Origin of the sequence: Pedobacter lusitanus (assembly GCF_040026395.1) — a bacterium.
Lineage (GTDB): Bacteria > Bacteroidota > Bacteroidia > Sphingobacteriales > Sphingobacteriaceae > Pedobacter > Pedobacter lusitanus.
In genome coordinates this window covers 4,867,804-4,892,647 of record NZ_CP157278.1, presented here as the reverse complement: position 1 = coordinate 4,892,647, position 24,844 = coordinate 4,867,804, and the positions used below count along the sequence as shown (strand labels likewise).

31 protein-coding genes are annotated in these 24,844 nt (G+C 39.2%); 11 read left to right on the top strand and 20 right to left on the bottom strand.

What is annotated here, in order from left to right; translation table 11 throughout:
• The first annotated feature begins 5 nt into the window (after nt 1-5).
• Nucleotides 6-905, top strand: coding sequence for a WD40 repeat domain-containing protein (locus PL_RS20990; RefSeq protein WP_348620316.1), 900 nt, complete (start codon nt 6-8; stop codon nt 903-905).
• On the opposite strand, the gene PL_RS20985 is transcribed toward PL_RS20990, so the two are convergent.
• Nucleotides 880-1,680: a C40 family peptidase gene (locus PL_RS20985; protein ID WP_041877806.1), complete on the bottom strand. Its 801-nt coding sequence runs from the start codon at nt 1,678-1,680 to the stop codon at nt 880-882. The genes PL_RS20990 and PL_RS20985 overlap by 26 nt on opposite strands.
• A gap of 130 nt (nt 1,681-1,810) precedes the next feature.
• Between PL_RS20985 and PL_RS20980 the strand changes: the two genes are divergently transcribed.
• On the top strand, nt 1,811-2,260 hold the full coding sequence (locus tag PL_RS20980; protein WP_041877807.1) for a universal stress protein: 450 nt from the start codon (nt 1,811-1,813) through the stop codon (nt 2,258-2,260).
• A gap of 73 nt (nt 2,261-2,333) precedes the next feature.
• Here the strand turns inward: PL_RS20980 and PL_RS20975 are convergent, their stop codons facing one another.
• Nucleotides 2,334-2,684, bottom strand: a complete 351-nt coding sequence (locus PL_RS20975) for a 4Fe-4S dicluster domain-containing protein (RefSeq protein WP_041886312.1) — start codon at nt 2,682-2,684, stop codon at nt 2,334-2,336.
• A 77-nt stretch (nt 2,685-2,761) separates the two neighbouring features.
• On the opposite strand from PL_RS20975, the gene PL_RS20970 reads away from it, so the two are divergent.
• The 9 genes from PL_RS20970 to PL_RS20930 all read left to right on the top strand — a co-directional run bounded on the left by PL_RS20970 (nt 2,762) and on the right by PL_RS20930 (nt 10,766).
• On the top strand, nt 2,762-3,781 hold the full coding sequence (locus PL_RS20970; protein ID WP_041886315.1) for an acyl-CoA reductase: 1,020 nt from the start codon (nt 2,762-2,764) through the stop codon (nt 3,779-3,781).
• 36 nt (nt 3,782-3,817) lie between these two features.
• The gene (locus PL_RS20965; protein ID WP_041886318.1) at nt 3,818-4,021 is read left to right on the top strand and encodes a hypothetical protein; all 204 of its coding nucleotides are present in this window, start codon (nt 3,818-3,820) and stop codon (nt 4,019-4,021) included.
• Between the two features lie 3 nt (nt 4,022-4,024).
• On the top strand, nt 4,025-4,708 hold the full coding sequence (locus PL_RS20960; RefSeq protein ID WP_041886320.1) for a cell division ATP-binding protein FtsE: 684 nt from the start codon (nt 4,025-4,027) through the stop codon (nt 4,706-4,708).
• Nucleotides 4,709-4,853: 145 nt separating this feature from the next.
• Nucleotides 4,854-5,432, top strand: a complete 579-nt coding sequence (locus tag PL_RS20955; RefSeq protein WP_041886322.1) for a nucleotide exchange factor GrpE — start codon at nt 4,854-4,856, stop codon at nt 5,430-5,432.
• A gap of 2 nt (nt 5,433-5,434) precedes the next feature.
• The gene (dnaJ, locus tag PL_RS20950; RefSeq protein WP_041886325.1) at nt 5,435-6,607 is read left to right on the top strand and encodes a molecular chaperone DnaJ; all 1,173 of its coding nucleotides are present in this window, start codon (nt 5,435-5,437) and stop codon (nt 6,605-6,607) included.
• Between the two features lie 126 nt (nt 6,608-6,733).
• Complete coding sequence (locus PL_RS20945) at nt 6,734-7,480, top strand: DUF72 domain-containing protein (RefSeq protein ID WP_041886327.1); 747 nt, start codon at nt 6,734-6,736, stop codon at nt 7,478-7,480.
• A 62-nt stretch (nt 7,481-7,542) separates the two neighbouring features.
• The gene (locus PL_RS20940; RefSeq protein WP_041886328.1) at nt 7,543-8,448 is read left to right on the top strand and encodes an ABC transporter ATP-binding protein; all 906 of its coding nucleotides are present in this window, start codon (nt 7,543-7,545) and stop codon (nt 8,446-8,448) included.
• A 4-nt stretch (nt 8,449-8,452) separates the two neighbouring features.
• Nucleotides 8,453-9,787 carry an ABC transporter permease gene (locus tag PL_RS20935; protein ID WP_041886365.1) on the top strand — a complete coding sequence of 445 codons (1,335 nt, stop codon included), beginning with the start codon at nt 8,453-8,455 and terminating at the stop codon, nt 9,785-9,787.
• A 49-nt stretch (nt 9,788-9,836) separates the two neighbouring features.
• Complete coding sequence (locus PL_RS20930; RefSeq protein WP_041886330.1) at nt 9,837-10,766, top strand: exopolyphosphatase; 930 nt, start codon at nt 9,837-9,839, stop codon at nt 10,764-10,766.
• Here the strand turns inward: PL_RS20930 and PL_RS20925 are convergent.
• The 18 genes from PL_RS20925 to PL_RS20840 form a co-directional block, all read right to left on the bottom strand.
• Nucleotides 10,742-11,311, bottom strand: a complete 570-nt coding sequence (locus PL_RS20925) for a Maf family protein (protein WP_041886332.1) — start codon at nt 11,309-11,311, stop codon at nt 10,742-10,744. The two genes, PL_RS20930 and PL_RS20925, sit on opposite strands and share 25 nt — an antisense overlap.
• 117 nt (nt 11,312-11,428) lie before the next feature.
• Entirely contained in the window at nt 11,429-11,827 is a 399-nt protein-coding gene (locus PL_RS20920; RefSeq protein ID WP_041886337.1) for a hypothetical protein, read from the bottom strand.
• Nucleotides 11,828-11,891: 64 nt separating this feature from the next.
• Nucleotides 11,892-12,419, bottom strand: coding sequence for a KdsC family phosphatase (locus PL_RS20915; RefSeq protein ID WP_041886339.1), 528 nt, complete (start codon nt 12,417-12,419; stop codon nt 11,892-11,894).
• The gene (gene iscX / locus PL_RS20910) at nt 12,420-12,662 is read right to left on the bottom strand and encodes a Fe-S cluster assembly protein IscX (RefSeq protein WP_041886340.1); all 243 of its coding nucleotides are present in this window, start codon (nt 12,660-12,662) and stop codon (nt 12,420-12,422) included. It lies immediately after the preceding gene.
• 21 nt (nt 12,663-12,683) lie between these two features.
• A complete protein-coding gene (locus PL_RS20905; RefSeq protein WP_041886343.1) occupies nt 12,684-13,016 on the bottom strand; it encodes a 2Fe-2S iron-sulfur cluster-binding protein in 333 nt (110 codons plus the stop codon).
• A 39-nt stretch (nt 13,017-13,055) separates the two neighbouring features.
• On the bottom strand, nt 13,056-13,820 hold the full coding sequence (locus PL_RS20900) for a Rossmann-like and DUF2520 domain-containing protein (RefSeq protein WP_041886344.1): 765 nt from the start codon (nt 13,818-13,820) through the stop codon (nt 13,056-13,058).
• Nucleotides 13,821-13,849: 29 nt separating this feature from the next.
• Nucleotides 13,850-16,318, bottom strand: coding sequence for a heme lyase CcmF/NrfE family subunit (locus PL_RS20895; RefSeq protein WP_041886345.1), 2,469 nt, complete (start codon nt 16,316-16,318; stop codon nt 13,850-13,852).
• 5 nt (nt 16,319-16,323) lie between these two features.
• Complete coding sequence (locus PL_RS20890; protein WP_041886348.1) at nt 16,324-16,734, bottom strand: cytochrome c maturation protein CcmE; 411 nt, start codon at nt 16,732-16,734, stop codon at nt 16,324-16,326.
• Nucleotides 16,735-17,030: 296 nt separating this feature from the next.
• Nucleotides 17,031-17,690, bottom strand: a complete 660-nt coding sequence (gene msrA / locus PL_RS20885; protein ID WP_041886350.1) for a peptide-methionine (S)-S-oxide reductase MsrA — start codon at nt 17,688-17,690, stop codon at nt 17,031-17,033.
• Nucleotides 17,691-17,833: 143 nt separating this feature from the next.
• Nucleotides 17,834-19,255: a Glu/Leu/Phe/Val family dehydrogenase gene (locus PL_RS20880; protein ID WP_041886353.1), complete on the bottom strand. Its 1,422-nt coding sequence runs from the start codon at nt 19,253-19,255 to the stop codon at nt 17,834-17,836.
• Between the two features lie 164 nt (nt 19,256-19,419).
• Nucleotides 19,420-19,626 carry a CcmD family protein gene (locus PL_RS20875; RefSeq protein ID WP_348620296.1) on the bottom strand — a complete coding sequence of 69 codons (207 nt, stop codon included), beginning with the start codon at nt 19,624-19,626 and terminating at the stop codon, nt 19,420-19,422.
• Nucleotides 19,627-19,775: 149 nt separating this feature from the next.
• Nucleotides 19,776-20,435, bottom strand: coding sequence for a cytochrome c biogenesis protein CcsA (gene ccsA, locus PL_RS20870; protein WP_041886359.1), 660 nt, complete (start codon nt 20,433-20,435; stop codon nt 19,776-19,778).
• Nucleotides 20,436-20,552: 117 nt separating this feature from the next.
• The gene (locus tag PL_RS20865; protein ID WP_041886360.1) at nt 20,553-21,212 is read right to left on the bottom strand and encodes a heme exporter protein CcmB; all 660 of its coding nucleotides are present in this window, start codon (nt 21,210-21,212) and stop codon (nt 20,553-20,555) included.
• Between the two features lie 206 nt (nt 21,213-21,418).
• A complete protein-coding gene (locus tag PL_RS20860) occupies nt 21,419-21,838 on the bottom strand; it encodes a hypothetical protein (protein ID WP_348620292.1) in 420 nt (139 codons plus the stop codon).
• Nucleotides 21,839-22,007: 169 nt separating this feature from the next.
• The gene (locus tag PL_RS20855; protein ID WP_348620289.1) at nt 22,008-22,424 is read right to left on the bottom strand and encodes a hypothetical protein; all 417 of its coding nucleotides are present in this window, start codon (nt 22,422-22,424) and stop codon (nt 22,008-22,010) included.
• 321 nt (nt 22,425-22,745) lie between these two features.
• On the bottom strand, nt 22,746-23,081 hold the full coding sequence (gene gldC / locus PL_RS20850) for a gliding motility protein GldC (RefSeq protein ID WP_041881265.1): 336 nt from the start codon (nt 23,079-23,081) through the stop codon (nt 22,746-22,748).
• Nucleotides 23,082-23,160: 79 nt separating this feature from the next.
• A complete protein-coding gene (locus PL_RS20845; RefSeq protein ID WP_235324515.1) occupies nt 23,161-23,430 on the bottom strand; it encodes a hypothetical protein in 270 nt (89 codons plus the stop codon).
• 2 nt (nt 23,431-23,432) lie between these two features.
• Nucleotides 23,433-24,770 (bottom strand): DEAD/DEAH box helicase, encoded by a 1,338-nt coding sequence (locus PL_RS20840; protein WP_041881268.1) that lies wholly within the window; start codon nt 24,768-24,770, stop codon nt 23,433-23,435.
• Nucleotides 24,771-24,844: the final 74 nt, after the last annotated feature.

The following is a 24,844-nucleotide window of genomic DNA, read 5'->3' as shown; positions in this document are numbered from 1 at the left end:
TGGATATGCTGAAACATTTAAGATCGCTTAGTGGTCATCAGAATCCTGTTTATGCCTTAACGGGCTCTGCTCAGGCAGGGATTTTTTTTACCGGTGGAAATGATAAAGGTGTAGTGGAGTGGTCATTGTCAAAAATGTCATTTATCAAGGTGCTGATGCCTGTAAAAACTTCTGTTTACAGTCTTCATCAGTATAATGACCTGCTTTTTGTAGGTCAGAGAAGTGGTGAACTGAGCATATTTGACCTCAGTAAACAGGCTGTAACTGCTAACTTTCAGGCACATGAAAAACCTGTATTTGACATCGCTGTGATCCCTGAAAAACAGGAGTTTTTAACTGCTGGTGAAGACGGGACTGTTGGGGTATGGTCTTTAACAGATCTGTCTCTGCTGTACCGGATCCGGGTTTCTGCTGATACAGTAAGAGCCATTGCACTTAGTCCTGATCATCGGCAGGCTGCCTTTGGCTGCAAGGACGGCAACATACGTATTTATCAGCTGACGGACTATAGTCTGCTGCATATCCTGGAACAGCATACTTTACCGGTTACTTCTGTTCAATATTCGCCGGATGGCAAATATCTGATTTCAGGGGGAAGAGATGCACAGCTGAATTTCTGGTCAACACCGGATTATCAGCTTCAGCACACTATTCCGGCTCACCTGTTCAGTGTTTATGGTATTGCTTTTCATCCTACCCTGCCTTATTTTGCCACGGTAAGCCAGGATAAGAGTATCAAACTATGGGGCAGTGATGATCTGAAACTCTATAAAATTCTGAGCATAGAAAAAAACACGCACGGGCATACCCATTCCATTAATAAACTGATCTGGAGCGAAGATGGTAAATACTTAATTACCACAGGTGACGACAAACTGGTTATGGTGTGGGAATGGGACCTGTAAACCTTTTAATAATCCTGAGCTTGTGGCTGTATCGTCCGAGTTCAGGATTATATATCCCCTGATCATCAATCGGATCAATCCTTACTTTTCCTGAAGCATGAATGATACGGCCTGCATCCAGCATCATACCGACATGAATGATTTTCCCTTCTGCATTATCAAAAAAGGCCAGATCTCCTGTCTGCGCTTCGGGCAGGAAATTAACTGTATGCCCCTGTTCTGCCTGTTGTGAGGCATCTCTTTTCAATGGTATTCCACTCAGTTTAAAAACAGCCTGTACATAGCCTGAACAGTCAATACCAAATAAAGTACGGCCTCCCCATAAATAAGGTGCATTCTGAAAAAACAAGGCTGATGCTGCCAGATCGGCTGCTGAAACCTGTGCAGGTACCTTCACCGGTTCAAAGCATACCTCAAATTTTTCTTTACCCAGTTCACAAAAGCCATCTTTATAGCCGGGAAGATTACCTGAAGCAGCTAAATAATAAGCACTTCCATCAGCCGAAATCACTTTATTACTAATCCCTAAAGGTACCAGTGCGTTATGTTCCTGATACTGCTGCCAGGCTGCTGCAGTAATTTCAGCCAATTGCTTAAAATCTATCCAGCCTTCATATCCGTCATATGTATTACGTATGCGCCACCAGGGTTCTGCTTTTTCAAGCACTTCTACCTGATCTCCAAATAATAACTGCGTGGTAATTTCTGCTCTATCGGAAGGTTCAGCTCTTAAGGGAGCTACCGAGACTCTGCAAACTGCGAATAGTTGTTCCATATTGAAATATAGCCTTTGAGCAATTGTTCTGATATAAATTTTAAACGCTCTAAATTACAGATTTGATTTAGAAAACATATGATTCATAAAATTGTTATATAGGTATTACATTCATTAACGCTGAGAAATTATGAACGTCAGAAAGATATTAATCGCGGTAGACAACAGTACCTGCTCAGAAAAAGCAGCAAAAACGGGCTACGAGCTGGCTAAGACCTTTGATGCAGAGGTCGCATTGGTTAATATTATTGAGCCTATGCCGGCAACCATCAATCAGGATCTTACTTTAGCACCTGTTTTTCTGGAAAGTTTTGATAATAGTGAAGAGAACAGCCATCAGCTGCTTAAGGAAATAGAGGATACCTATGCCAATGGTATAAAAACAACTTATTTAACTGTGGTAGATACTGCTGCACATGGTATCATTCAGCAGTCTGATGAGTGGGGATCTGATCTCATTGTGATCGGAACGCATGGTAAAACCGGCCTGTATCACTTTTTAATGGGAAGTGTAGCTGAACATGTGGCCAGGAAATCGGCATGCCCTGTATTGATCATCCCCAATAAGGCAGATGTATAAAGAACTGATAAAGGTATTATATAACAGAAAAGGACGCATATGCGTCCTTTTCTGTTATATATCAATTAAAGAACTAGTTTTCCTGATGTAACCAGGCCTTTTTCTTTAATAATTCTTCTTCGGTTTCACGGATATCTTCATCATCCACACAACAATCTACCGGGCACACTGCCGCACACTGAGGTTCGTCATGAAAACCTTTACATTCTGTACACTTATCTGAAACGATATAATATACCTCATCAGAAACTGCTTCCTGTGCTGCTTCAGCATCTACTTCCTGATTACCAAAATCAATGATACCATTTAAGTTGGTTCCATCAGAAAATCTCCAGGCTGTACCTGCGTCATAAATTGCATTATTTGGGCATTCAGGCTCACATGCTCCGCAATTAATACATTCGTCTGTTATTTTAATAGCCATGTCTTCGTATAAATCTATTTGCTAAAGTTACCTTTGCCTTGCAAATATAACATTTATACTTTAAAATTACTTCAAACATGTCAATCCTTACCGCTGAAAAGTTAATTATTGCATTCCATAAACTAAGTGATTTCTTAAATCACCCCAGCGATGAATTTAATCATACAATCAATTCTGCACCTAATCATAATGCATGGTTTACTCATGCCGAGGTCAGAAGATCTTTATCTTCATTACAGGAAATGCTTAATTTAAGTGACCTGGAAAAATGGTTTGAACAAATTACGATCAGCCAGCACCCTAAAAAGGTAGGTCTGATTCTGGCAGGAAACATTCCGCTGGTGGGTTTCCACGACATTTTATCTGTTCTGGCTACAGGAAACATTGCTGTGATCAAACTCTCATCTTCTGATAATCAGTTATTACCTGCACTGCTTAAACAACTCATAACAGTTGAACCTCTTTTAGCAGAGCGTATTGTTTATGCAGAAAGATTAAAGGATTTTGACGCCATCATTGCAACTGGAAGTAATAATACATCCAGATACTTTGATTATTATTTTGGCAAGGTGCCGAATATCATCAGAAAAAACAGAAACAGTATTGCGATATTAACGGGTAATGAAAGTACCCAGGATATCAGCCTGCTGGGTCATGATATCTTTGATTATTTTGGACTGGGCTGCAGAAACGTTTCTAAAGTCTATCTGCCTGAAGATTATGAGATCAAAAACCTTTTTGAACCGCTGGAGCAATATCAGGACATCATCAACCATTTCAAATACAATAACAACTACGATTACAACAAGTCCATTTACCTGGTCAATAGTGTTCAGCATTTTGATAATGGCTTTTTATTGTTAAAAGAGGATGAAGGACTCTCTTCTCCCCTGGCTGTTTTATACTTCGAAAAATACAAAACACTGGATCAGCTGACAGAAAAACTGATAGCCATGCAGTCTGATATCCAGTGTGTGGTTACTGATGCAGCTATTAAACTGGATACAGCTAGTGTAACTTTCGGCCAGAGCCAGCATCCCCGCTTATGGGATTATGCAGATAATGTCAATACGATTGATTTCTTAAATTCTTTATAGCTTTTTTCTCATTCTGAAACACTATTTTTGAAAAAAATGTATGTAATCAAAGTAAAAGGCATTGCCAAAATCCCGGATTATGTCCAGCTAAGGGACGATAAATTTACCCTTCTGGCTTATTTCAGGGTAGACCGGCCTGATAAATCACTTGAAAAATTAGGTCTGGGTGACAAACTACCTTATATTATGGAGATGGTAAAAGATTTACCATTTGGTCAGATTGCAAAATTAGATATTTAAGACATGGCAGGAAACGCAGTTATAAATTTAAAGAACGTAGATGTATTTCAACAAAAACACCTTGTACTCTCTAATGTTAATCTTAACATAGATAAAGGTGAATTCGTATTTCTGATCGGACAAACCGGATCAGGAAAAAGTAGTTTATTGAAAATCATTTATGGTGAACTTCATATCGGTAACGGTGAGGGGGAAATTGCAGGTTTCGATCTTAAAAAACTGGCAGAAAGAGATGTCCCCTATCTGCGCAGAAAATTAGGAATCGTATTCCAGGATTTCCAGCTACTGACAGACCGTACTATCGAACAAAATCTTAATTTCGTTTTAAAGGCTACGGGCTGGAAAGACAAAAAACTGATCGAGGAACGGATTAAAGACGTACTGGAAAAGGTTGGTCTGCGTTCAAAAATAAGAAAAATGCCGCATGAACTTTCTGGTGGTGAGCAGCAGCGTGTCGTGATTGCACGTTCCTTATTAAACAACCCGGATATCATTCTTGCGGATGAGCCGACAGGAAACCTTGATCCTGAAACCTCCGAAGAAATTGTATTACTGCTGAAACAAATCAGCCAGAGCGGTACAGCCGTATTAATGGCTACGCATGATTATCATATCATCCGTACGCTTCCTTCACGTATTATTAAATGTGAAGCAGGTATCGTGCACGAAGATGCAACGATAAACTAGGTTCTGTTTAAAAACAAGACTATTCCTGACAAAATAATTCCTTTTCAGCCATTCTGTACAGTCTTGTTCAAACAAAACTGACAGCATGGCTGATATATTTCATTGGCAAACCTTTTGAGTTTGCATCATAAAATTCTACTATAGCATGTTTAGCAAGAAGAAAACAAACGATACGGAAAATCCTATTACGGAAAATACTGCTGAAGAGCAGTTGAACAACGAGCTTACTGACGACGCAAATGCGGATACGACCACAGAACCTGTGGTAGAAATCTCTGCTGAAGAGCAGTTAAAGCTTGATAATGCAGCACTGAACGATAAATATCTTCGTCTTTTTGCTGAATTTGACAACTTCAAAAGACGTACTCAGAAAGAGCGTGTTGAGCTTTTACAGACTGCTGGTAAGGATGTAATTGTTTCCATGCTTGCTGTTCTGGACGATTTTGACCGTGCAAATAAGGCAACTGAAAATGCTACAGATATCAATGCTATCCGCGAAGGTATTCAATTGGTGCACACCAAACTTAAAAGCATTCTGGCTCAGAAAGGCTTAAAAGAAATGGAAAGTATCAATACTCCTTTTGATACAGACCACCACGAAGCAATCACTAAAGTTCCTGCACCAACTGAAGAGTTGAAAGGAAAAGTTATAGATGAATTAGAAAAAGGATACACTTTAAATGACAAAGTTATACGCTTTGCAAAAGTAGTTGTAGGTAGTTAATTATGAGTAAGAGAGATTATTACGATATCCTTGGTGTAAGCAAAAGTTCTTCCCCGGAAGAGATTAAAAAAGCCTACAGAAAGCTGGCGATAAAATTTCACCCGGACAAAAATCCGGATGACCATACTGCTGAGGATAAATTTAAGGAAGCTGCTGAAGCTTACGAGATTTTAAGCAACCCGGAGAAAAAACAACGGTATGATCATTATGGTCATGCAGGAGTTGGAGGAGCTTCAGCTGGCGGTGGCGGCTATGGCGGCGGCGGTATGAACATGGAAGATATATTCAGCCAGTTTGGTGATATCTTTGGTGGCGGCGGCGGTGGCGGCAGTCCTTTCGACAGCTTTTTTGGAGGACAGCAACGCAGCAGCGGCAGACGTGTAGCTAAAGGTTCTAACCTTCGTATTAAAGTCAAACTTACCCTTGAAGAAATTGCGCATGGCGCAGAGAAAAAAATAAAGGTTAACAAACAGATAGTTTGTAAAACCTGTGATGGTTCAGGAGCTAAGGATAAATCATCTATCAGTACCTGTAAGACCTGTGGCGGAAGCGGTTCTGTTCGCAGAGTAACCAACACTATTTTAGGACAGATGCAGACTACATCTACCTGTCCTACCTGTAACGGTGCGGGATCACAGATCACTTCTAAATGTACATCATGTCATGGTGAAGGAACTGTCCGTGGTGAAGAAACCATTACAATCAACATCCCTGCGGGTGTGAGTGACGGTATGCAGTTAAGCATGAGCGGAAAAGGTAATGCCGCCCCTAATGGTGGTATACCCGGTGATCTGATCATTCTGATTGAGGAAATCCCTCACGAAACCCTGAAACGTGAAGGTAACAATATCGTTTATGATTTACATTTAAGTATCATTGATGCTGCTTTGGGTTACAGTGCCGAAGTACCAACAATTGATGGTAAAGCCAAAATCAAAATTGAACCGGGTACGCAAAGCGGAAAGTTGTTACGTCTTAAAGGCAAGGGTATTCCTGAAGTGAATTCTTATCACCGTGGTGATCAGATTATCCATGTGAATATCTGGACACCTAAGGCCCTGAGCAGCGATGAACGGAATATGCTGGAGAAACTACGTGAATCTCCGAATTTCAAACCTCAGCCGGGTAAAAATGACAAGAGCTTCTTCGAAAAAATGAAAGAATACTTTGAGTAATCAGAGTTTATAGCATAAGTACTTTCAGGGAATTACCTGAAGATTTAAAACAGGCTGCATCTGATAGATGCAGCCTGTTTTTTTATATCAAAACTTTGCTCCCGTACCGTTGTTCTTGTAAAACATATGGAAGAAAATCAATCAACAGACTGGCGGATCGGCTGCTCGGGTTATTATTACAAAGAATGGAAAGAAATCTTCTATCCTGCCGGGCTGGCACAGAAACAATGGTTCAGTTATTACTGCAGCTATTTCAACACGATAGAAATCAACTCTTCTTTTTACAAACAACCTTCACAGAAAAGTTTGACTGCCTGGTATGAAAGCAGTCCGCCTGATTTCCTTTTCAGTATCAAAGCTCCCCGGACAATTACCCATGACCATAAATTTACAGCGTCTGAAGAGCTGATTGCTGATTTTTACCAGGTCATCATTGCCGGCCTCAGAGAAAAACTGGGGTGTGTATTATTTCAGCTTCCCCCCTCTTTTACCTATAGTGAGGAAAGACTCTCCATGCTGATCAGAAATTTAGATCCGGCATTTAACAATGTCGTCGAATTCAGACATATCAGCTGGTGGAATAATGAGGTAATCAGGCAATTCAAACAAAACCGCCTGACATTTAGCGGACTAAGTTATCCATCGCCCCTGCCCGATGAGGTGATTCAATTTAATGATCCTGTCTACTATCGCTTTCACGGTAAACCGGTACTGTATAAATCTCTTTATCCGGAACAGGAAATTGCGGCATTCGCTAAATCTATATTACCAGTAAACAAACAAGTATTCGTATATTTCAACAATACCTGGGGGACTGCAGCATTAATTAATGCGAAACAATTAATTAAGCTGACGAATTCCGCAGACCAATAGGCTGTAACATTTTGTCAGATCATAGTCTAACGGTTAACTAAAAAACTAAATTTAAAGAACAAATGCTTAACGTAAATAATATTGTTAAACAATATGCTACGCATCTTGCTCTGGACAATGTAAGTCTGAGTGTAGAACAAGGCAAGATATTCGGCTTACTGGGACCCAACGGTGCCGGTAAAACATCCCTGATCAGAATTATCACCCAGATTACTGCGCCGGATAGTGGCGAGGTTATCTTTAACGGCCAGCGTTTAAATGCTTCTCACATTGCCCGGATCGGATATCTTCCTGAAGAACGTGGTCTGTACAAAAAGATGGAGATTGGTGAACAGGTAATGTACCTGGCCAAACTGAAAGGGATGAGTACTGCCGAGGCTACAAAAAGAGTTAAGTTCTGGTTCGAAAAACTGGAGATGGGCAGCTGGTGGAACAAAAAAGTAGAGGATCTGAGTAAAGGTATGCAGCAAAAAGTTCAGTTTGTGGCTACAGTTTTACATGAACCTGAACTGATCATTCTGGATGAGCCATTTTCTGGCTTTGACCCTGTAAATGCTGATATTATAAAAAACGAAATCCTGGAACTGAATAAACAGGGTGCCACTTTCATTTTCTCTACGCACCGTATGGAATCTGTAGAGGAGTTATGTGACAGCATTGCGCTGATTCATCATTCTAAAAAAATACTGGACGGTTCTGTCTCTGACATCAAAGAGAAATACAGAAACAATACTTACTGGGTAGAATATGACGGTGAGTTTAATCCTGAACTTGCAACCGGTATCTTTGATATCCTGCAAAAAGATGTACTGAAAGGGAAAACTACGCTTAAGGTACAGATCATAGAAGGGAAGACAGCTAACCAGCTTCTGTCTGTATTACTGCCGGTGGTGAACATTCATCGTCTGGATGAAGTAATCCCTACTATGAATGACATTTTTATTGACCAGGTTAAACAAAAAAACTAGTGCTATGAACAAAATTTTACTCATCATACAAAGAGAATATCTAAGCAGGGTCAGAAAAAAATCATTCATTGTAATGACCTTGTTAACCCCAATTGTAGTCGCTACCTTTTATGGTCTGCTAATCTATTTTTCTATACAGGGAGCTTCATCCACAAATAACAAAATCGCAGTTGTCAGTGAGAATAAAACACTGACAGAGAAACTGGCTTCCACGAAAAATACTTCTTACGTTTATGTCAATAAATCACTGGCAGAAATGAAGTCAAGTCTTGGTAAAGATGGTTTCGACTATATTCTCTATCTGCCGGAGTTTGACCTGGATGCACCAACAGGAATACAGCTTCTGGGCAATAAGCAGGCTGGCTTATCCATGAACAGTAAGGTTGTTGACGACGTGGAGAATACCATCAGAATTCAGAAACTTAAAGCCAGCGGAATAGCACAGGAAGACCTGGACAAATTAAAGTCTTCGGTAAACATAGATAACAAAAAAATAGATGAAACCGGGAAAGAAGAGGATTCCAGTGCCGGGGCAACAACTATTATCGGCTCAGCAGCAGGTATTCTGATGTTTATGTTTATCCTGATCTATGGTATTCAGGTAATGCGTGGCGTTATTGAAGAGAAAACAAGCAGAATTATTGAAGTGATGATTTCTTCTGTAAAACCATTTCAACTGATGATGGGTAAGATCATCGGCATTGCTTTGGTAGGACTTACTCAGTTTGTATTATGGATTATCCTGTCTGCATCGATTTCTACAGTAGCGGTTAAAGCATTTGTAGACAAAAAGGATCTGCAGCAAAGTACAGCCGCTGTCATTAAGGCAAAAACAGGCACCGCTGTTACGGTAGATAAACAGGTAAGTGAAGATGGCCCGATTGCTTATGTACAAAAGAGTATAGCTAATCTTGACCTGACCAAAATCTTACTGGTCTTTCTGTTTTTCTTTATTGGCGGCTATTTATTCTATAGTGCGCTTTATGCTGCCATCGGCTCGGCTGTGGACAGTGAAACAGAAACACAGCAGTTTATCATGCCCGTCATGATGCCGCTTACACTTGGTTATGTATTATCATTAAGTGTGGTCACAAATGATCCATATGGCACTATTGCTTTCTGGTTATCCATGATTCCTTTTACTTCTCCTATAGCTATGATGGTAAGGTTGCCTTATGGTGTACCGGACTGGCAACTGGCTTTATCAATGGCGCTGTTAGTGGTTGGATTTATCGGTACGGTATGGATAGCTTCCAGAATATACAGAGTAGGTATATTAATGTATGGTAAGAAAACCAGTCTGAAAGAAATGATCAAATGGTTTACGTATAAGAATTAATAACCCGCAGAGAACAGCTAATACAAAACCCGGTATACACAGAAGAGAAATGAGAGCAGCAGTTATTGACTTAGGGACAAATACTTTCCACCTGATTATAGCAGACCTTACTCCTGCGGGAGTTCAGGTCATTTACAAAACGAATCTGCCTGTACAATTAGGACAGGGCCGTATCAATGAGAACATGATTATACCTGCAGCCTTTGAGCGCGGGATAAAGGCGCTAAAGGACTTTAAAACGCTGATAGATTCCCATCAGGCAGAAGTAGTCCGGGCTACTGCCACTTCTGCGGTACGCAGTGCCTCGAATGGAAAAGATTTTGTTACTGCTGCACTTAAAATAGCCGGTATAGCTATTAAAGTAATCACTGGTGAACAGGAAGCTGCTTATATATTTAAAGGTGTAAAAGCTACAGGTGTGATCAGTCAGCAATCACTGATCATGGATATAGGTGGCGGTAGTACAGAATTTATTATCTGTAATCCGGATGGGCCGCTATGGAAGAAAAGTTATAATATAGGTGCTGCGAGATTATTGCAGGCCTATTTTCATACTGACCCCATTAGTACTGAAGAGCAGACTGCTATCAGCAATCACCTGGACGAAGAACTGGCCGGCCTGATTACAGCCTGTCAGAAATACCAGCCACAGATACTGATCGGTTCTGCAGGTGCATTTGAAACTTTTGCAGCTATGTTACTGGAAGATGCTGATCTGAAAACTCTCTGTTCAGCAGTACTGGACATAGATAAATATCATAGTCTTTCTGAAAAACTGATTGCTTCTACACATGCTGAAAGGGCATTAATGCCTAAGCTGATTCCACTCAGAGTGGATATGATCGTTATCGCTGCTATCCTGACTAATTATGTTATCAGTAAAACAGGATTAAAAGCAATCAGTTTATCTACTTATGATTTAAAAATGGGTGTATTATACGATATACTCGCGGATCAGAAATTTGATAGCTCGAAATAAAGTTTTTCGGTAGGTAAGCCCATCACATTGGTATAGGATCCTTCTATTTGCTCTACCGCAATAAATCCAAGCCAGTCCTGAATTCCATAAGATCCTGCTTTATCCAGAGGACTGTATTTATTGATATAATGTTCTATTTCTTCTGTACTGAGCACTCTGAAACGTACTTCTGTCCGGTCAACAAAGGTTTTCAGTTTGTCTTTATAAGCCAGGCTTACCCCTGTGTAGACGTGATGGCTGGTTCCGGATAGTTTTTCCAGCATTACTCTGGCATGTGCCGCATCTGCTGGTTTACCTAATATTTCTCCGTTATACGCTACGATGGTATCGGCTGTGATGACCAGGTTTGATAACCGCTCTTCGACAAATGCCATTGCTTTCTTTTCTGAGATATAACAGGCAATTGCTTCGGGTGTAAGATCCTCCGGATAACTCTCATCTACATCTTTTAATAAAACTTTAAAGTCAAGTCCCATCAATTGCATCAATTCTTGTCTGCGGGGTGATTTAGAAGCCAGAATAAGAGGAGTGGTTTGCTTATACATATTTATTTTTTTGCGCTAAAATAATAAAAGCGGCCCAAAGCCGCTTCTATTATTTTTGATATTTAATGGTACTGAAATCTGAAAAGCCAGATTAACTGTTAAATTTCCAAACAGATCTTAGTTTTCAGCAGGTTTGTTATCGCCCTGCCCTCCACTTCTGTTTTTCATTGCATTTCTTCTTTCTTCCAGAAAAGTCTCATAGGCCTTTTTCTGATCGTCAGTCAATACCGCCTTAATCTTTTCGTTGTTACCCTGCATCAGCGTCATCATTTTTGTACGCATTGCTTTTCTGTCATCGCCCGCTTCTTCACGTGCTTTGTTCATCTGGGTATTCTGATCTAAAAGGATGTCATGAATTTTTGTTTGCTGGTCAGCTGTGAGTGTCAGTTTTTCTGTAAGCTGAGCAGTAGCTTTGGTTGCTCTTTCTTCTGGCGTTCCGCCACGATTACCACCTTGTGCATGTGCAAATGTTATTACACTGAATAACATTCCGCAAATCATCAATAATTTCTTCATATCTATTCTTTATTTTTAGTGATAGAGTCAGAAATTAAAAGAAGGTTTAAAAACGTTGTGTAACTTATTTACTGGAATCAGCTGCCGAAGGGTTTGCATCAAACCATTTCTCCTGCACCCGGAGAACCTTTTCAATAACATCTCTCACTGCAGTTTTCCCGCCACTGAAAGGAGAAATGTATTCGCTGATCGCTTTGATATCAGGACAGGCATCAGCCGGACAGGTCGGTATTCCCACCAGCTTCATTACATTCAGGTCAGGAATATCATCCCCCATGTATAATACCTGCCTGGCTTTGATATTATAAATCTCCAGATAGTCGTTGAATACTTCAACTTTGTCAGAAACACCAAGGAACACATCCGGAATACCTAAACCCTCAAAACGTTTTTCCATTGCCTGACCACGACCACCCGAAATAATACAGACATGATATCCTTTTTTAACGGCCAGCTGTAAAGCATAGCCGTCTTTAATATTGAAAGTACGCATAAGCTCTCCGGAATCCGAAGCTATAACATCGCCGTTGGTTAAAACACCGTCGACATCAAAGACAAATGTCGTAATCCCTTTAAGTTTCTGCAGTAACATTTAATCCTGATTATCTCTCCACTCGTAAACCCAGGCAGACTGGATTTGCTCCAGGTGACCTTCATTGCTTTCTTCTCTTGTACCTTTGAAATTAGGTAATGAAAGAACCCAGTCTATCAATTCAGTGAACCTGATACGGTAGATTTTAGATTCGTTAAAATCATCACCAAACTTTTCATATAACTCCTGAGCGATATCTTCATGATCCTGCCAGTGAATTGGTAAAGCAAACTTATCCTGCATGTTCTATTTTTTTTATATTAATTAATGGCCTAAAAATTCAGATTGGTTAGGGATAGTAACTTCTATATTTCCGTTGATGACTACACACTGGCAACCTAATCTGGAAGAGATTTTTGGACTTATAGCCCGGTCAATGAAGTCTTCTTCTTTATCAGATATTTCCTGAATGTTATCCATTCCCTTAGTCACATATACATGACAGGTACTGCAACCGCAAACACCGCCGCAGTTATGTTGTAGATCTATTCCATTATCCAGGCAGACTTCCAGAACTGATTCTCCACCTGCAATTGGTAGTTGAACCTGCGCTTTACCCTTTTCCTCAAAATTGACTGTTAATTGATAAATATTCATAATTGGTCTCAAAAATAAGCAGCAAAAACCGCAATACTGTTATAGATGCGTTTTTTTAATGCTATTACTTAACGTTTCGTAGATTTTTTGCAGATCGGGATTACCGTTCAGCAAATCCAGATGTTTTTTTATGGTCTTCTGATCACCTCTGCTGGCCGGGCCTGTCTGCGCTTCGGCCGGTGCATTTGACTGTACTTTCTCTGCCGTCTCCAGAATCAGTGGCTTTAGTAAATCGAAATTAAGGTTATACTGTTCCAGCAATCCGCTGCTTAACTGATAAAGATGATTGCTGAAGTTACAGGCAAAAACGGCTGCCAGATGTAAAATACTTCGCTGCTGTGAAGTAATCACAGAAACTTTAGGACTCAATAACTGTGCAATTACCTGTATTTTTTCTAAAGTAAGCGGCTGATCTGCCTCAATACACAAAGGTACCTGAGTCATATCTACAGCTTTTGATTTGGAAAAGGTTTGCAGGGGATAAATAACGCCATACCCGCTTTTCACTTCAGAGAGTACACTCATAGGTGTTGCTCCCGAAGTATGAATAACTACACCTTTTACATCTGTTAAATGGGCAGCCACTCCAGCAATTGCATCATCTTTTACCGCAATCAGATAACAATCAGCAGAACGATCCAGATCGTCCCAGTTACTGATTGGTTCTGCCTTTGTCAAAGCCGCAAGAATCTCTGCATTTTTACCATCATGACTCCAGACCTGAACAATGTCTGCCCCTATCGCTTTTAAAGCAATGGCAAAATGTGTTGCCACATTTCCCGAACCTATACAAACAATGTTCATCGAGAGTCTTTTAAATTTACAGGTTCTAATCAGACTGTCTTAATTTCTTTTTGTCGTCTGATAATGGAAATTACAAATCCAATCACCATTACAATCAAACCTACCCAATATAAATTGATATAAGGGAATTCAATAGACTTAAACACTACCCAGTCTTTAGACTGCTGAGGTTTTTCAAATACCTGCAGTTCTACTTTTTTCTGATCAGGAAGTATCTTGGTAAATCTCAGTCTTAAACCTAATTCAGGAATATTGCGGGCAAAGTCAAATGTATTATGTCCTTTAACCAGGAATATAGGCTCTGCTTTATAAATCTTTCCATTCAGGTCGATCTCCAATGGAAGACCTACTGCGATATCACCTTCAGCCAGCGCAAGACTTTTTGCAGTTGGTTTGAAGTTAAGATCTTTCACCGTGATAATACCACTGCTGGTATGTAAGGTATCACCTGTGCTAACGGTAACTACTCTTGGTTTTTTATAATTCTGTTCTTCACTCTGGGCATCACTCTCTGCATGTGCCTCTTTTTTATCCGGAGCACTGGTAATATGTGTATACACATCGTAAGTAAGATAATGTTTGGTATCAGGAGATGCAATCAGCCCCATTTTCTCATTGATCTGAACACGTGGATTCAGATTAAAATCTTCTTTAAGCTTACCTGTTTTTTCATCAATCACCTTAAAATTCAGGGTGTAATAAGTATTAGGTGCTATCGTGGTATCATTAGTGTAAGTCACAGTGAAACGTCCCATTTTCTTAGGCTCATTTTTGTACAACACCATGTTTTCACCTGGTTTTTCAACCTTCTCGAAATCTTTTACGGGAATAAAGTTCGTTGCATTGATAGAAACAGGTCTGCTTGTAGCAGCAGCAACCAGTGCACCTACCAGTAATAATGCAAATCCGATGTGTGCTACAGCTGCTCCGACTAATTTACCTTTACCACTAAATCCTTGTGTCAGAATACGGGCATTGGAAAGGATAGCGAACATACAGCTGAACGACAGTAAAATATAGATCAGGTTGTTGTATACATTGGTTATATAAACAAAACCTGCTGTAACTACTACAGCAATAATTAATGTAGCAATCAGGCTGCTGTAGAACTTACGGGTATCGGTTCGTTTGTATTTTAAGAACTGGGAGAAACCAGAAATCATCGTAATCAGAATAGCAAAAGGGGCCTGCCATTGATTATAATACTTAATCGCGTCAATAGGCGGAGCAAAATTAGTTCCGAATGCTTTATTAAATACCGGAACTGAGGTAGAAAAGATTACCTGTATACACGCTACTGTTACAACCAATGCTCCGATGAACATCCAGAATTCTCTTGAATAAGTTTCTTCGTCTTTATTGGTAATAGGTAATTCTTTCCAGCGTAAAACAATCAGTACAACCGGAATAACCAGGAAAACTACATTGTAAAGAATCAGATGTCCGAACATTCCAAGATCTGTGAATGAATGTACTGATGTCTCTCCAAGAATACCACTTCTGGTTAAGAAAGAAGCATATAGTACCAGGATAAAACTTACTAAAACCAGTGCGATTGAAGTAAAAAAAGCATGCCCTGTGTTTTTGAAAGCAATCATCACATGGACAGCACCAATTAAAGTAAGCCATGGAATCAGGGATGCATTTTCAACCGGGTCCCATGCCCAGAATCCACCAAAGTTAAGTGCCTCATAAGCCCAGAAAGAGCCCATGATGATTCCCGTTCCTAAAACCATTACTGCGAACAGTGCCCATGGCATAGCAGGTTTTACCCATTCTTTATATCTTTTTTGCCATAAACCGGTAATCACATAAGCAAAAGGAACAACCATACTTGCAAAACCAAGGAACAGGGTTGGCGGGTGAATAACCATCCAGTAATTCTGTAAAAGTGGGTTTAATCCTCTTCCATCAGTAATAAACTTCAGGTAGTTTTTATAGTTTTCAGCATCAGCAAATACTACCGGTGCCATTTCTTTAAGATTTACAGCATCCCTTAAAAGGATAAAAGGAGAACTTCCGACACGCTCTGTCCAGATCTGAACGCCTAAAAGCATCGAGGTCAAGAACACCTGCGAGAAAGAGACAACTGTCATTACACCGTTTTCCCATGTCCTCGCTTTCCACATCAGGATAGTTCCCAATATTGCCTGCCAGAATGCCCAAAGCCAGAAACTACCTTCCTGTCCTTCCCAGAAGGCAGAAACAATATAGTAAACAGGAAGTGTTTTTGAAGAGTGCGAATAAACGTAATAGTATTCGTTATAATGATTAAGGATCAGGTAAAACAAGGTTACACCAATTCCAATTACACTAAACAGATTAATTAAGAATGCTATTCTTCCCAACCTTTGCCAGGATTTATCAGCAAGGTCTTTATTGCGGGTTGCAAAGAAATAAGAAATCGTTGAAAGTAATGCAGCGGCAAACGCTAAAACAATAAAAAACTGCCCAACTTTGCCGGGGAGGAGGGTTTCTCCTGTGAATTGTATGTCCATTAAAATTATTTGTATCGTTTAACCTGTCCGTCCTGCTTTATCTCTACTAGGTCGTTATTATATTTAGAAGGGCACTTCATTAATATTTTAGAAGCATAAAAAGTATCACTGTTCATTTTACCGATCAGTACAAGCTTTTCAGAACGTTCAAAATCCTGTGGTTTGGTACCACTGTAAATCACTTTTTTAACATCACCCTTTTCATCTTTCATATAGAATGAAAAATGATTGGCATCTTTTAAAGCATCATAATAAGTTCCCTTTTCTTTTGCCCAGTGTCCCATTACGTGAAACTCTCTCGAGTCCTTAGCCGCCTCTGTAAAAGTCGAATAGTTACTGGTATCAGCATTTAAGCTTACCAGGAAACAAACACAGATAGCTATTGTAATTAAGCCAATAATTGCACTTTTCTTCATGAGAATATATCGTTTTTTGTCAAATTTGATGTTCGCAGACGTACATTATTAAAAAATGTGTCATAAGCTTTTTCATGGTTAAAAATCAAACCGGCTCCGCCAGTTTAAAATAGGATATAGCTTGCTCACACGAACCTCCTTCCCTAACCAGTTAAAAGAGTACACAAAGATAAAAAATATAAGTACCTAATATCCTTTAGGCACCGGCTATTACTTTAGATGACAAAATATTGATAGTTGGCTGACAAATAAACGACATAATGCCAGCCTCTATATTTTGAACAGGGAGAAACAACCTACTTAAGATATTCATTTTTAATAAGTTGAGGCAGCTCTTTTCTTACGTGCATGACTTTAGGTTTAGAAACGTTTCTAATGTATGGATCCCATAAATTGCGTTCATAATAGTCTTGCTGAGAGGTTTCTGCTGGATAAAATGCCCGAAAAGGCTCCAGTTCTGTAACAAAACCACCGGCATAGTAATTGGCAGCCTGCATTTCTGTCATTACTTTAGCTATTGTCTTTCTTTCCTGCGTACTCCGGTAAAAAGCAACAGACCGGTAATTATCTCCTACATCCGGCCCCTGTCTGTTTAACTGAGTGGGGTCATGTGCAAAGAAAAAAGCATGTACCAGTTGTTCATAGGAAATCTGCGCCGGATTATAATAAACCTGTACCGATTCTGCATGACCGGTATTCTGCCCCATCATATCTTCATAGGTAGGATTTACGGTAGTTCCGCCAGCATATCCGCTGATTACTGTATTCACTCCTTTCAGCTGGATCAGGCTTTCCTGCATAGCCCAGAAACAACCACCTGCAAAGGTAGCTACAGCTTCATCGGAATTAGGTTTGGGTAATACTGCAAATCCATTTTTACTGGATATCTTTTGCTCTCTGCCCGAACAGGAAGCGAGCAGTAAACAGACAATTAAGAAATATATAACTCTTTTCATAACCAGATGATTTCAGCAATCATTCCTCCATACCAATATACGAAATTACCGGTGCAGGGATTTCAAGATGAATGTCATATTGGAGCATAAAAAAATCCGCAACGTTTTCACGTTGCGGATTCAATAATTTATTTAGCTGAACCTTATGGCCAGATACCTAAGTTCATGTAAGAAACAGCAATTTTGTCAATTGAACCAACAAAAGCAGCAGTTCTTAAAGTCTGGATACCTGGTTTAGTTACTAAAGTCTCTCTGATTTCATGGTAAGAGTGAATCATAGTATCTTCTAATCCTGAATTTACCAGTTCCATCTCAGAAGCACCTTTAACAATCATTAAACGGTGCTCAGCCGGAATGCTCTGACCAGTTAAACTTTCCAGTGTATTGATTAAGTTAGCGTTTGAGTTTTCTGCATAACGTTTTTCCATACGGCCAAAAGCTACGTGAGAAAGGTTTTTCAACCACTCAAAGTAAGAAACGGTTACACCACCAGCATTACAGTACATATCAGGAATGATAATACCACCCATTTCAGTGAAGATTTCTTCAGCTTCAGGAGTACATGGTCCGTTTGCACCTTCAGCAATAATTTTCGCCTTGATGTTTTTGATGTTTTCTACAGTAATCTGATTCTCCAGAGCTGCAGGAACAAGGATATCACATGGCTGCTCCAGACCTTCCATAGAATTTTTAAATTCTTTAGCTCCCGGGAAACCTAAGATTGAACCTGTTAATTTACGATGTGCAAACACCTCGTCAACATTAAGTCCGTTCTCATTGTAGATAGCACCTTCATATTCACAAAGTCCAACAATTGTAGCACCAAATTCAGTAAGGAATTTTGCAGAGTGATACCCTACATTTCCTAATCCCTGAACGATAACTCTTTTATCTTCTAAACCAGCTTTAAAACCTAGTTTATTCATGTCTTCAGTTACTCTTACGCATTCTCTTATGGCAAAAGCAACACCACGACCAGTAGCCTCTTTACGTCCGCGGATACCGTGTAAAGCGATCGGCTTTCCGGTTACGCAACCCAAAGCATCCAGCTGACCTGGATTCATTGTCATATATGTATCAGCGATCCAGCTCATTTCACGTTCACCAGATCCGTAATCAGGAGCAGGAACGTCAATACCAGGACCGATAAAATTCTTTTTAATTAATTCAGTAGTATAACGACGGGTGATATTTTCCAATTCACCTGTAGTATAGTTTTTTGGCGTAATTTTAATACCACCTTTTGCACCACCAAAAGGAACATTCACGATAGCACATTTGTAAGTCATTAATGCTGCCAATGCCATTACCTCATCTTCATTAACCATTTCACTGTAGCGAATCCCTCCTTTGGTAGGACTCATGTGGTGAGAGTGCTCAACACGCCATGCATCAATTACCTCGAAGCCATTTCCTCTGCGAATTGGGAATTGGAAACGATAAACACTGTTACAAGCTTTAATTTGTGATAGTAAACCCTCTGGGTGACCGGTGAATTGTGCTGCGTTATCAAAGTTTTTACAGACATCTGTAAAAAAATTTGTCTCGTTTGCTGTAGTAGCCATTATTTGATTTTTATGAATTTGAATTATGTTCTTATTCTTATACCTGCAAAATTGCACTAAAAAAAACGATTAATACAAATTAATAATTGCTTAGTGTAAGTGAAACACCCCATTTAAAATCACCCAAAAACCTGTGTTAAAGGCTTTAGAATAAAATTTTTACCTTAAGATTTTTTTTCTAGTTTTTTTAATCTCCGGTCAATTGAGAACATGAAAAAGATCAGTCCCAGTAAAATAACTACTGCACATACAGCAACTACATAAATTTTCTCTGATCCGGCAAGGGTATCAGTAATGACAGAACTCTGTTCCTGTGCAAAAAGCTGCATGGTAACCATTAACATCAGGACTGTAGTAATTAGTTTCTTCATCTGATTATATTTTTTTCGGAGCACCTGTTATTTTAGCTAAACCGGGACCAGTTTTGATCTTCAGTTCGTATTAAAACTTCGTGGATCTGATTAGCTGATTGAGTTGGCCAAATCGGCAGGCGACACCGTTGTATTTATTATTTATAGAATTATGCTGTTTTATTTTTCTCTAAAGAAGATACTCTGAAAAGTAAAGTATATATCCAGTAGCCAATCAGGATCCATCCCAGACAGGCAGGATAAAAGACCATTCTCATATGGCTATCCAGATCATAGGCATTAAATCCTGGATTACCACCATTACCCGGATGCAGAGAATCTGATAATCGTGGCAATACAAAAAGTAATACCACCATCATGGGAAACGCAAAAATATTATAGATAGCTGCAATTTTGGCTCTTTTCTGATCTTCATCAATTGCATTTCTAAGTATCAGATATGCAAAATACAGCAGAAGTGCGATAGCTGCAAAATTTTGTTTCACATCAAAACTCCAGGCCTGCCCCCACGTAAATTTAGCCCAGATAGCCCCTGTAATGATCCCCAGAATACCGAATATCACACCTGCATTAACACTTTGTACAGCTTTCCTGTCATGCTCTTCATTATTATTGCTCAGGTATTTTATACTGTGAAATACTGATACACTGAAAAGCACAATCATACTAAACCACATGGGTACATGGAAATATAGATTTCTAATGCTTTGATGCAATATAGGTAAAGCAGGAACTGAAGACAAGAAGCCGAATACTGTAGAATAAACTACCAGTACTGCTCCCAAAATTTTCCACCAGGATTTATACATTTATTTAAATTTAAGATCGCTCGCTTATTAATCAGCTCACAACTCAGCACGATATTTTAATTTTGCGAGTTCAAAGGTAATAAAGCTTTATATATTTTTTTAATTTTTATAATTCCGCTAATCCCGCCACAAATACGGAAATAACATCAATGCAAATACAGCAACCAGAACATTGATAATTAAAAGAATACCAATTTCATCAAGACTTACACTTCTATCAAGTCCGTCGATTGCATTTTTACTTAGCTTAATCAGCAGCGTAATCACCGGAATGATTACCGGAAAGCTTAAGATAGCCATTAGCATCCCCCCATTACCGGCCTTTGATGCTATTGCTGATATCATTGTGAATATCGTCGAAAAACTCAGGCTTCCCAATATAGTGGCCACAAGATACAGGCCCATATCTTCAGGGACATAATCAAATACCAGTGTATAAAACCCTAAAGCAATCAGGGTGAGCAGCAGCATGAGAAAAATATTGTATATAGTTTTTGAAATAATCAGCGCAAGCGGGCTCGCTATAGTATATATATACAATTGCCTCCCCTTGCTCTCCTGAAGAAAACTTTTCGAGACCGCATTAATAGAGGCAAACAACATAATAATCCAGAATAAAGCATTCCAGGTTATTCCTTTGAGTGATACAAAGGAAAGAAAGCAGACAAATACTGTAGATACCACATACAGTACTACCCCATTCAAAGCATATTTTGAGCGCCACTCCAGCAGCAACTCTTTCCCAATCAAATATTTAACTTCCTTTATTAATTGCATTTCGGCACAAAGATAATTTTATGGATTGTTTTTTCACCGGACAACACCCATTTCCTGCTCAAATATTGATTATATTGTACTTCTATGATAAAAGAACAGACCTGTAACACAAGAATCTGTTGGATATACAGAATTTACATTAAGAATGTGTGAAGACCTGAAGGATTAAACTAAAACATAAAAATTACTGACAGAAAGCAATTCTGCTATGCCTCTGAGAGTGGTACTACCGGGATCTGCTGTACCGGAACTGTTTTCCGTACTGTAATCAAAGGCAATACTCCCGCAAGAATGACAAACCATCCCCATTTATATTTCACCATACCTGAAGCCAGATTGATCAGTTTCTTAAAATGTATAAAACTAAAGTAATCATGTGATTTAAACCAGACTGCAGCCAGTGTCAGAATCACCAACGCAATAGCAGCCCATCCGCAAAACCGCAGTAAACCTGTTTTATTCAGAAATGCGCCTAAAAAAGCCAGTACAACTATCACGTAAAAGATAATCCCCAGGGACTGGTCTATTCCGAAATAGTTCCAGTTTCCAATAATAGGTACATGTACGAGCGGACACATTCCGCCTACAGCCATCAATAAGACACCAATCACACCTTGAATCTTCATAAAAAATTAAATGTTTTAAATAAACAGAGACAAAAGTATCATCTATTTACTGAATTTGAGATAAGATTATAAACAAATAATCCTGCATCACGGACAAATAGTTGAGCAATGGCAATTCTGCTATGGGATCTCCGGTTTAACACCCGGAACTATTAGCTATTCATCCGGTCTAAGAATTCATTGTCCTGAGATTCCCTTCCGGATCGACATACCGGGTTACCCCCTCCATCCTGACAATTTCCTGTATTAAAAAGTCTAGTTTTTTATTAACCTCATCAGAATTATATTTAACCACATCAGGTCTAACCGGAGCCTCATCAGTTATCTTGTCCGGCTTATCCGCTCTTCCATCTAAGTGATTTAACCTGTCTTCAACCTGATTTAGTCTTTCATCTTCTCCTTTGGGTATTATTTCAGACTTATCTGCGATCGGGACCTTCCTGTATTCTACTTTATCCAGTCTTAGCTCAATTTCATTAAGTCTTTCATTAATACTGGCAATTTCGATATTTATACGCCCCAAAAGACCGGTTACTGTCTGGATAATTCTTACTAAAACAGCTAATTGCTCTTTAAATTGTTTCATATAATTAAATCTCTGACAATAAAGCTACCTGGATTAATTTAAAAACAAACAATTTAACTTTAATAACACACAAATGAGTGTTATCGTATGCTAATTAAGCAATTCAGGAACAAAACTATTATCCACACCCGAAGCTCCTGCTGGAAAAAGGGAACAGGTTTTCCTTAAAAAAGGTAAAAAAAAACTATCCCTACTAACAACCTCCCCCATCCAGTTTACGTAGGAATATGTTAAAAAGCAGAAAGGTGGTATTTCAGGCATTGTTCGCCCCTTCGGGTGAACGCGGCCTGAAATACCACCTTTCTGCTTTTTATCCAGGAATTACTTCCCTGGATCTATCCCCATTTTATCAGCAAAATGTGCACAGTAATCTCTCAGATCTTCAATAATCAGTTTCTCACCGGTTGCTTTCAGAAAGCTATCTCCCATAGTCTGTAAAGTTTCATAAAAGAATCTTTTCATTTCATCCACAGGCATATCCTTAGTCCACAGATCAATACGCATTGAATTCTTGTAGTTATGATCCCATAAAGCCAGCATCATAGATTTCACAGGAACTTTTTCCTGAGTTTCCGCATCCGTAGATTCCCACATTAAGTTCTCAGGAACATTATTATCATCAAGTTCAACTGTTATTTTAATTTCTGCTGTTTTCATCAGTATAAATTTGTTTTTTTATATTTTTTATTGCCGCCAATTTTTCAACTGGATCTTTCCTGTTTCCCCGTAATAAAGATTACCCCAAAGTAACTTTCAGAATTATCATTAATACTACTGTGAATACAATCAAAGCACACTCCACTATCCATAATTTGCTGAGCAAAGGTATAAACTTCCGGAAAATCAGATCTGAAATGAAAGCAATAATTGCAGTTAAAACACAAAGACCTATCAGCATCCCATTGACTCCTTTCTGGACAGGAAGTTCTTTATCCGGGCCAAAGAACATTAGCAGTGCTAACACCAGGCAGCCTGAAGTAACTATATTTAACGGAGTTAATTTCAAGATTAAGTTTTTTTGAATTTTCTTTTCTTCCAGGCCGGAGTTTTATTCATCTTTTTCTTCGCAGCGATAACGGCAGCCGCAGCAATCGCAGCAGCATGTTTTTTCTCATGGAAAGCCCCTTTAAAATCAGGATCATCTTTCCGTTTCTGGTTATCTATCTCCCTGGCTATATACTGACGTTCTTCATAAGGAGTTTCCTCTACAAAAACTTCCTTGGGTAACTCTATGACAGGAATATCCTGACGCATCAGTTTCTCAATCTTTTTGATATAGTATTTTTCAGCTTCAGTACAGAAAGTAAGTGCGTCGCCTTTAGCATAAGCTCTTCCGGTCCGGCCTATACGGTGAACATAATCCTCAATAATAATAGGAACGTCAAAATTAATCACGTGACTTACTTCAGCCACGTCAATCCCGCGTGAAGCTACATCTGTAGCTACCAATACACGAATATGACCTTCTTTAAAACTATTAATTGAATTGATTCTTGTATTCTGTCCTTTATTCGCATGAATTACTCTTACTTCTTCAGCACCATATCTGCGTTCAATAAAACTGAATATATTATCTGCTACAGTTTTGGTCTTGCAAAAGATAATCAAACGTTTAAATTCTATCTCATTCTTCAGCAAATGCTGTAAAAGATTGATTTTAGTCTTAAAGTTGGGAACCTCATATAATCCCTGTGTAACAGTTTGTGCCGGAGTTGCCTGCTGGCCAACTTCAATGATGGTTGGATTTTTAAGAAAATCACCTGCAATCTTATGAACCAGATCACTCATTGTTGCTGAGAAAAGCAGGTTTTGTCTTTTACGCGGAACAACTTCAAGAATTCTGTGAATAGAACCGATAAAGCCCATATCCATCATTTTATCCGCTTCATCCAATACCAGGAATTTCAGATACTGCGTATTAATATGTCCGGCCAGATAAATATCAAGGAAACGGCCAGGAGTAGCAATAATAATATCTACACCAGCTTTGATCTGTTCAATCTGTGTTTTCGGGCCAATTCCTCCGAAAATAACTACCGAGCGTAAATCTGTATATTTAGAGAATATCTTAACATGTTCAGCAATCTGCATAGCCAGTTCACGTGTTGGCGCAAGTATTAAAGCACGTGCAGCATCACCCTGAGCATATTTAAGCTTCATTAATATAGGCAACACATAAGCTGCCGTTTTTCCGGTTCCCGTTTCAGCGATACCAAAAATATCCTGTCCCGATAGAACCGGTGCGATTGCTTTTTCTTGTATTGGAGTTGCAACCGTAAACCCTGCATCAGCGACAGCATTTAAAATCTGTCTGTTAAGGTTGAACTCTTCGAATGTTTTTGGCATTTTGCAAATATACTATATTTTAACAGGAAGCTAATTAAGCTCTGTTTAAATGTTATTTTTATGATAAGGGATAG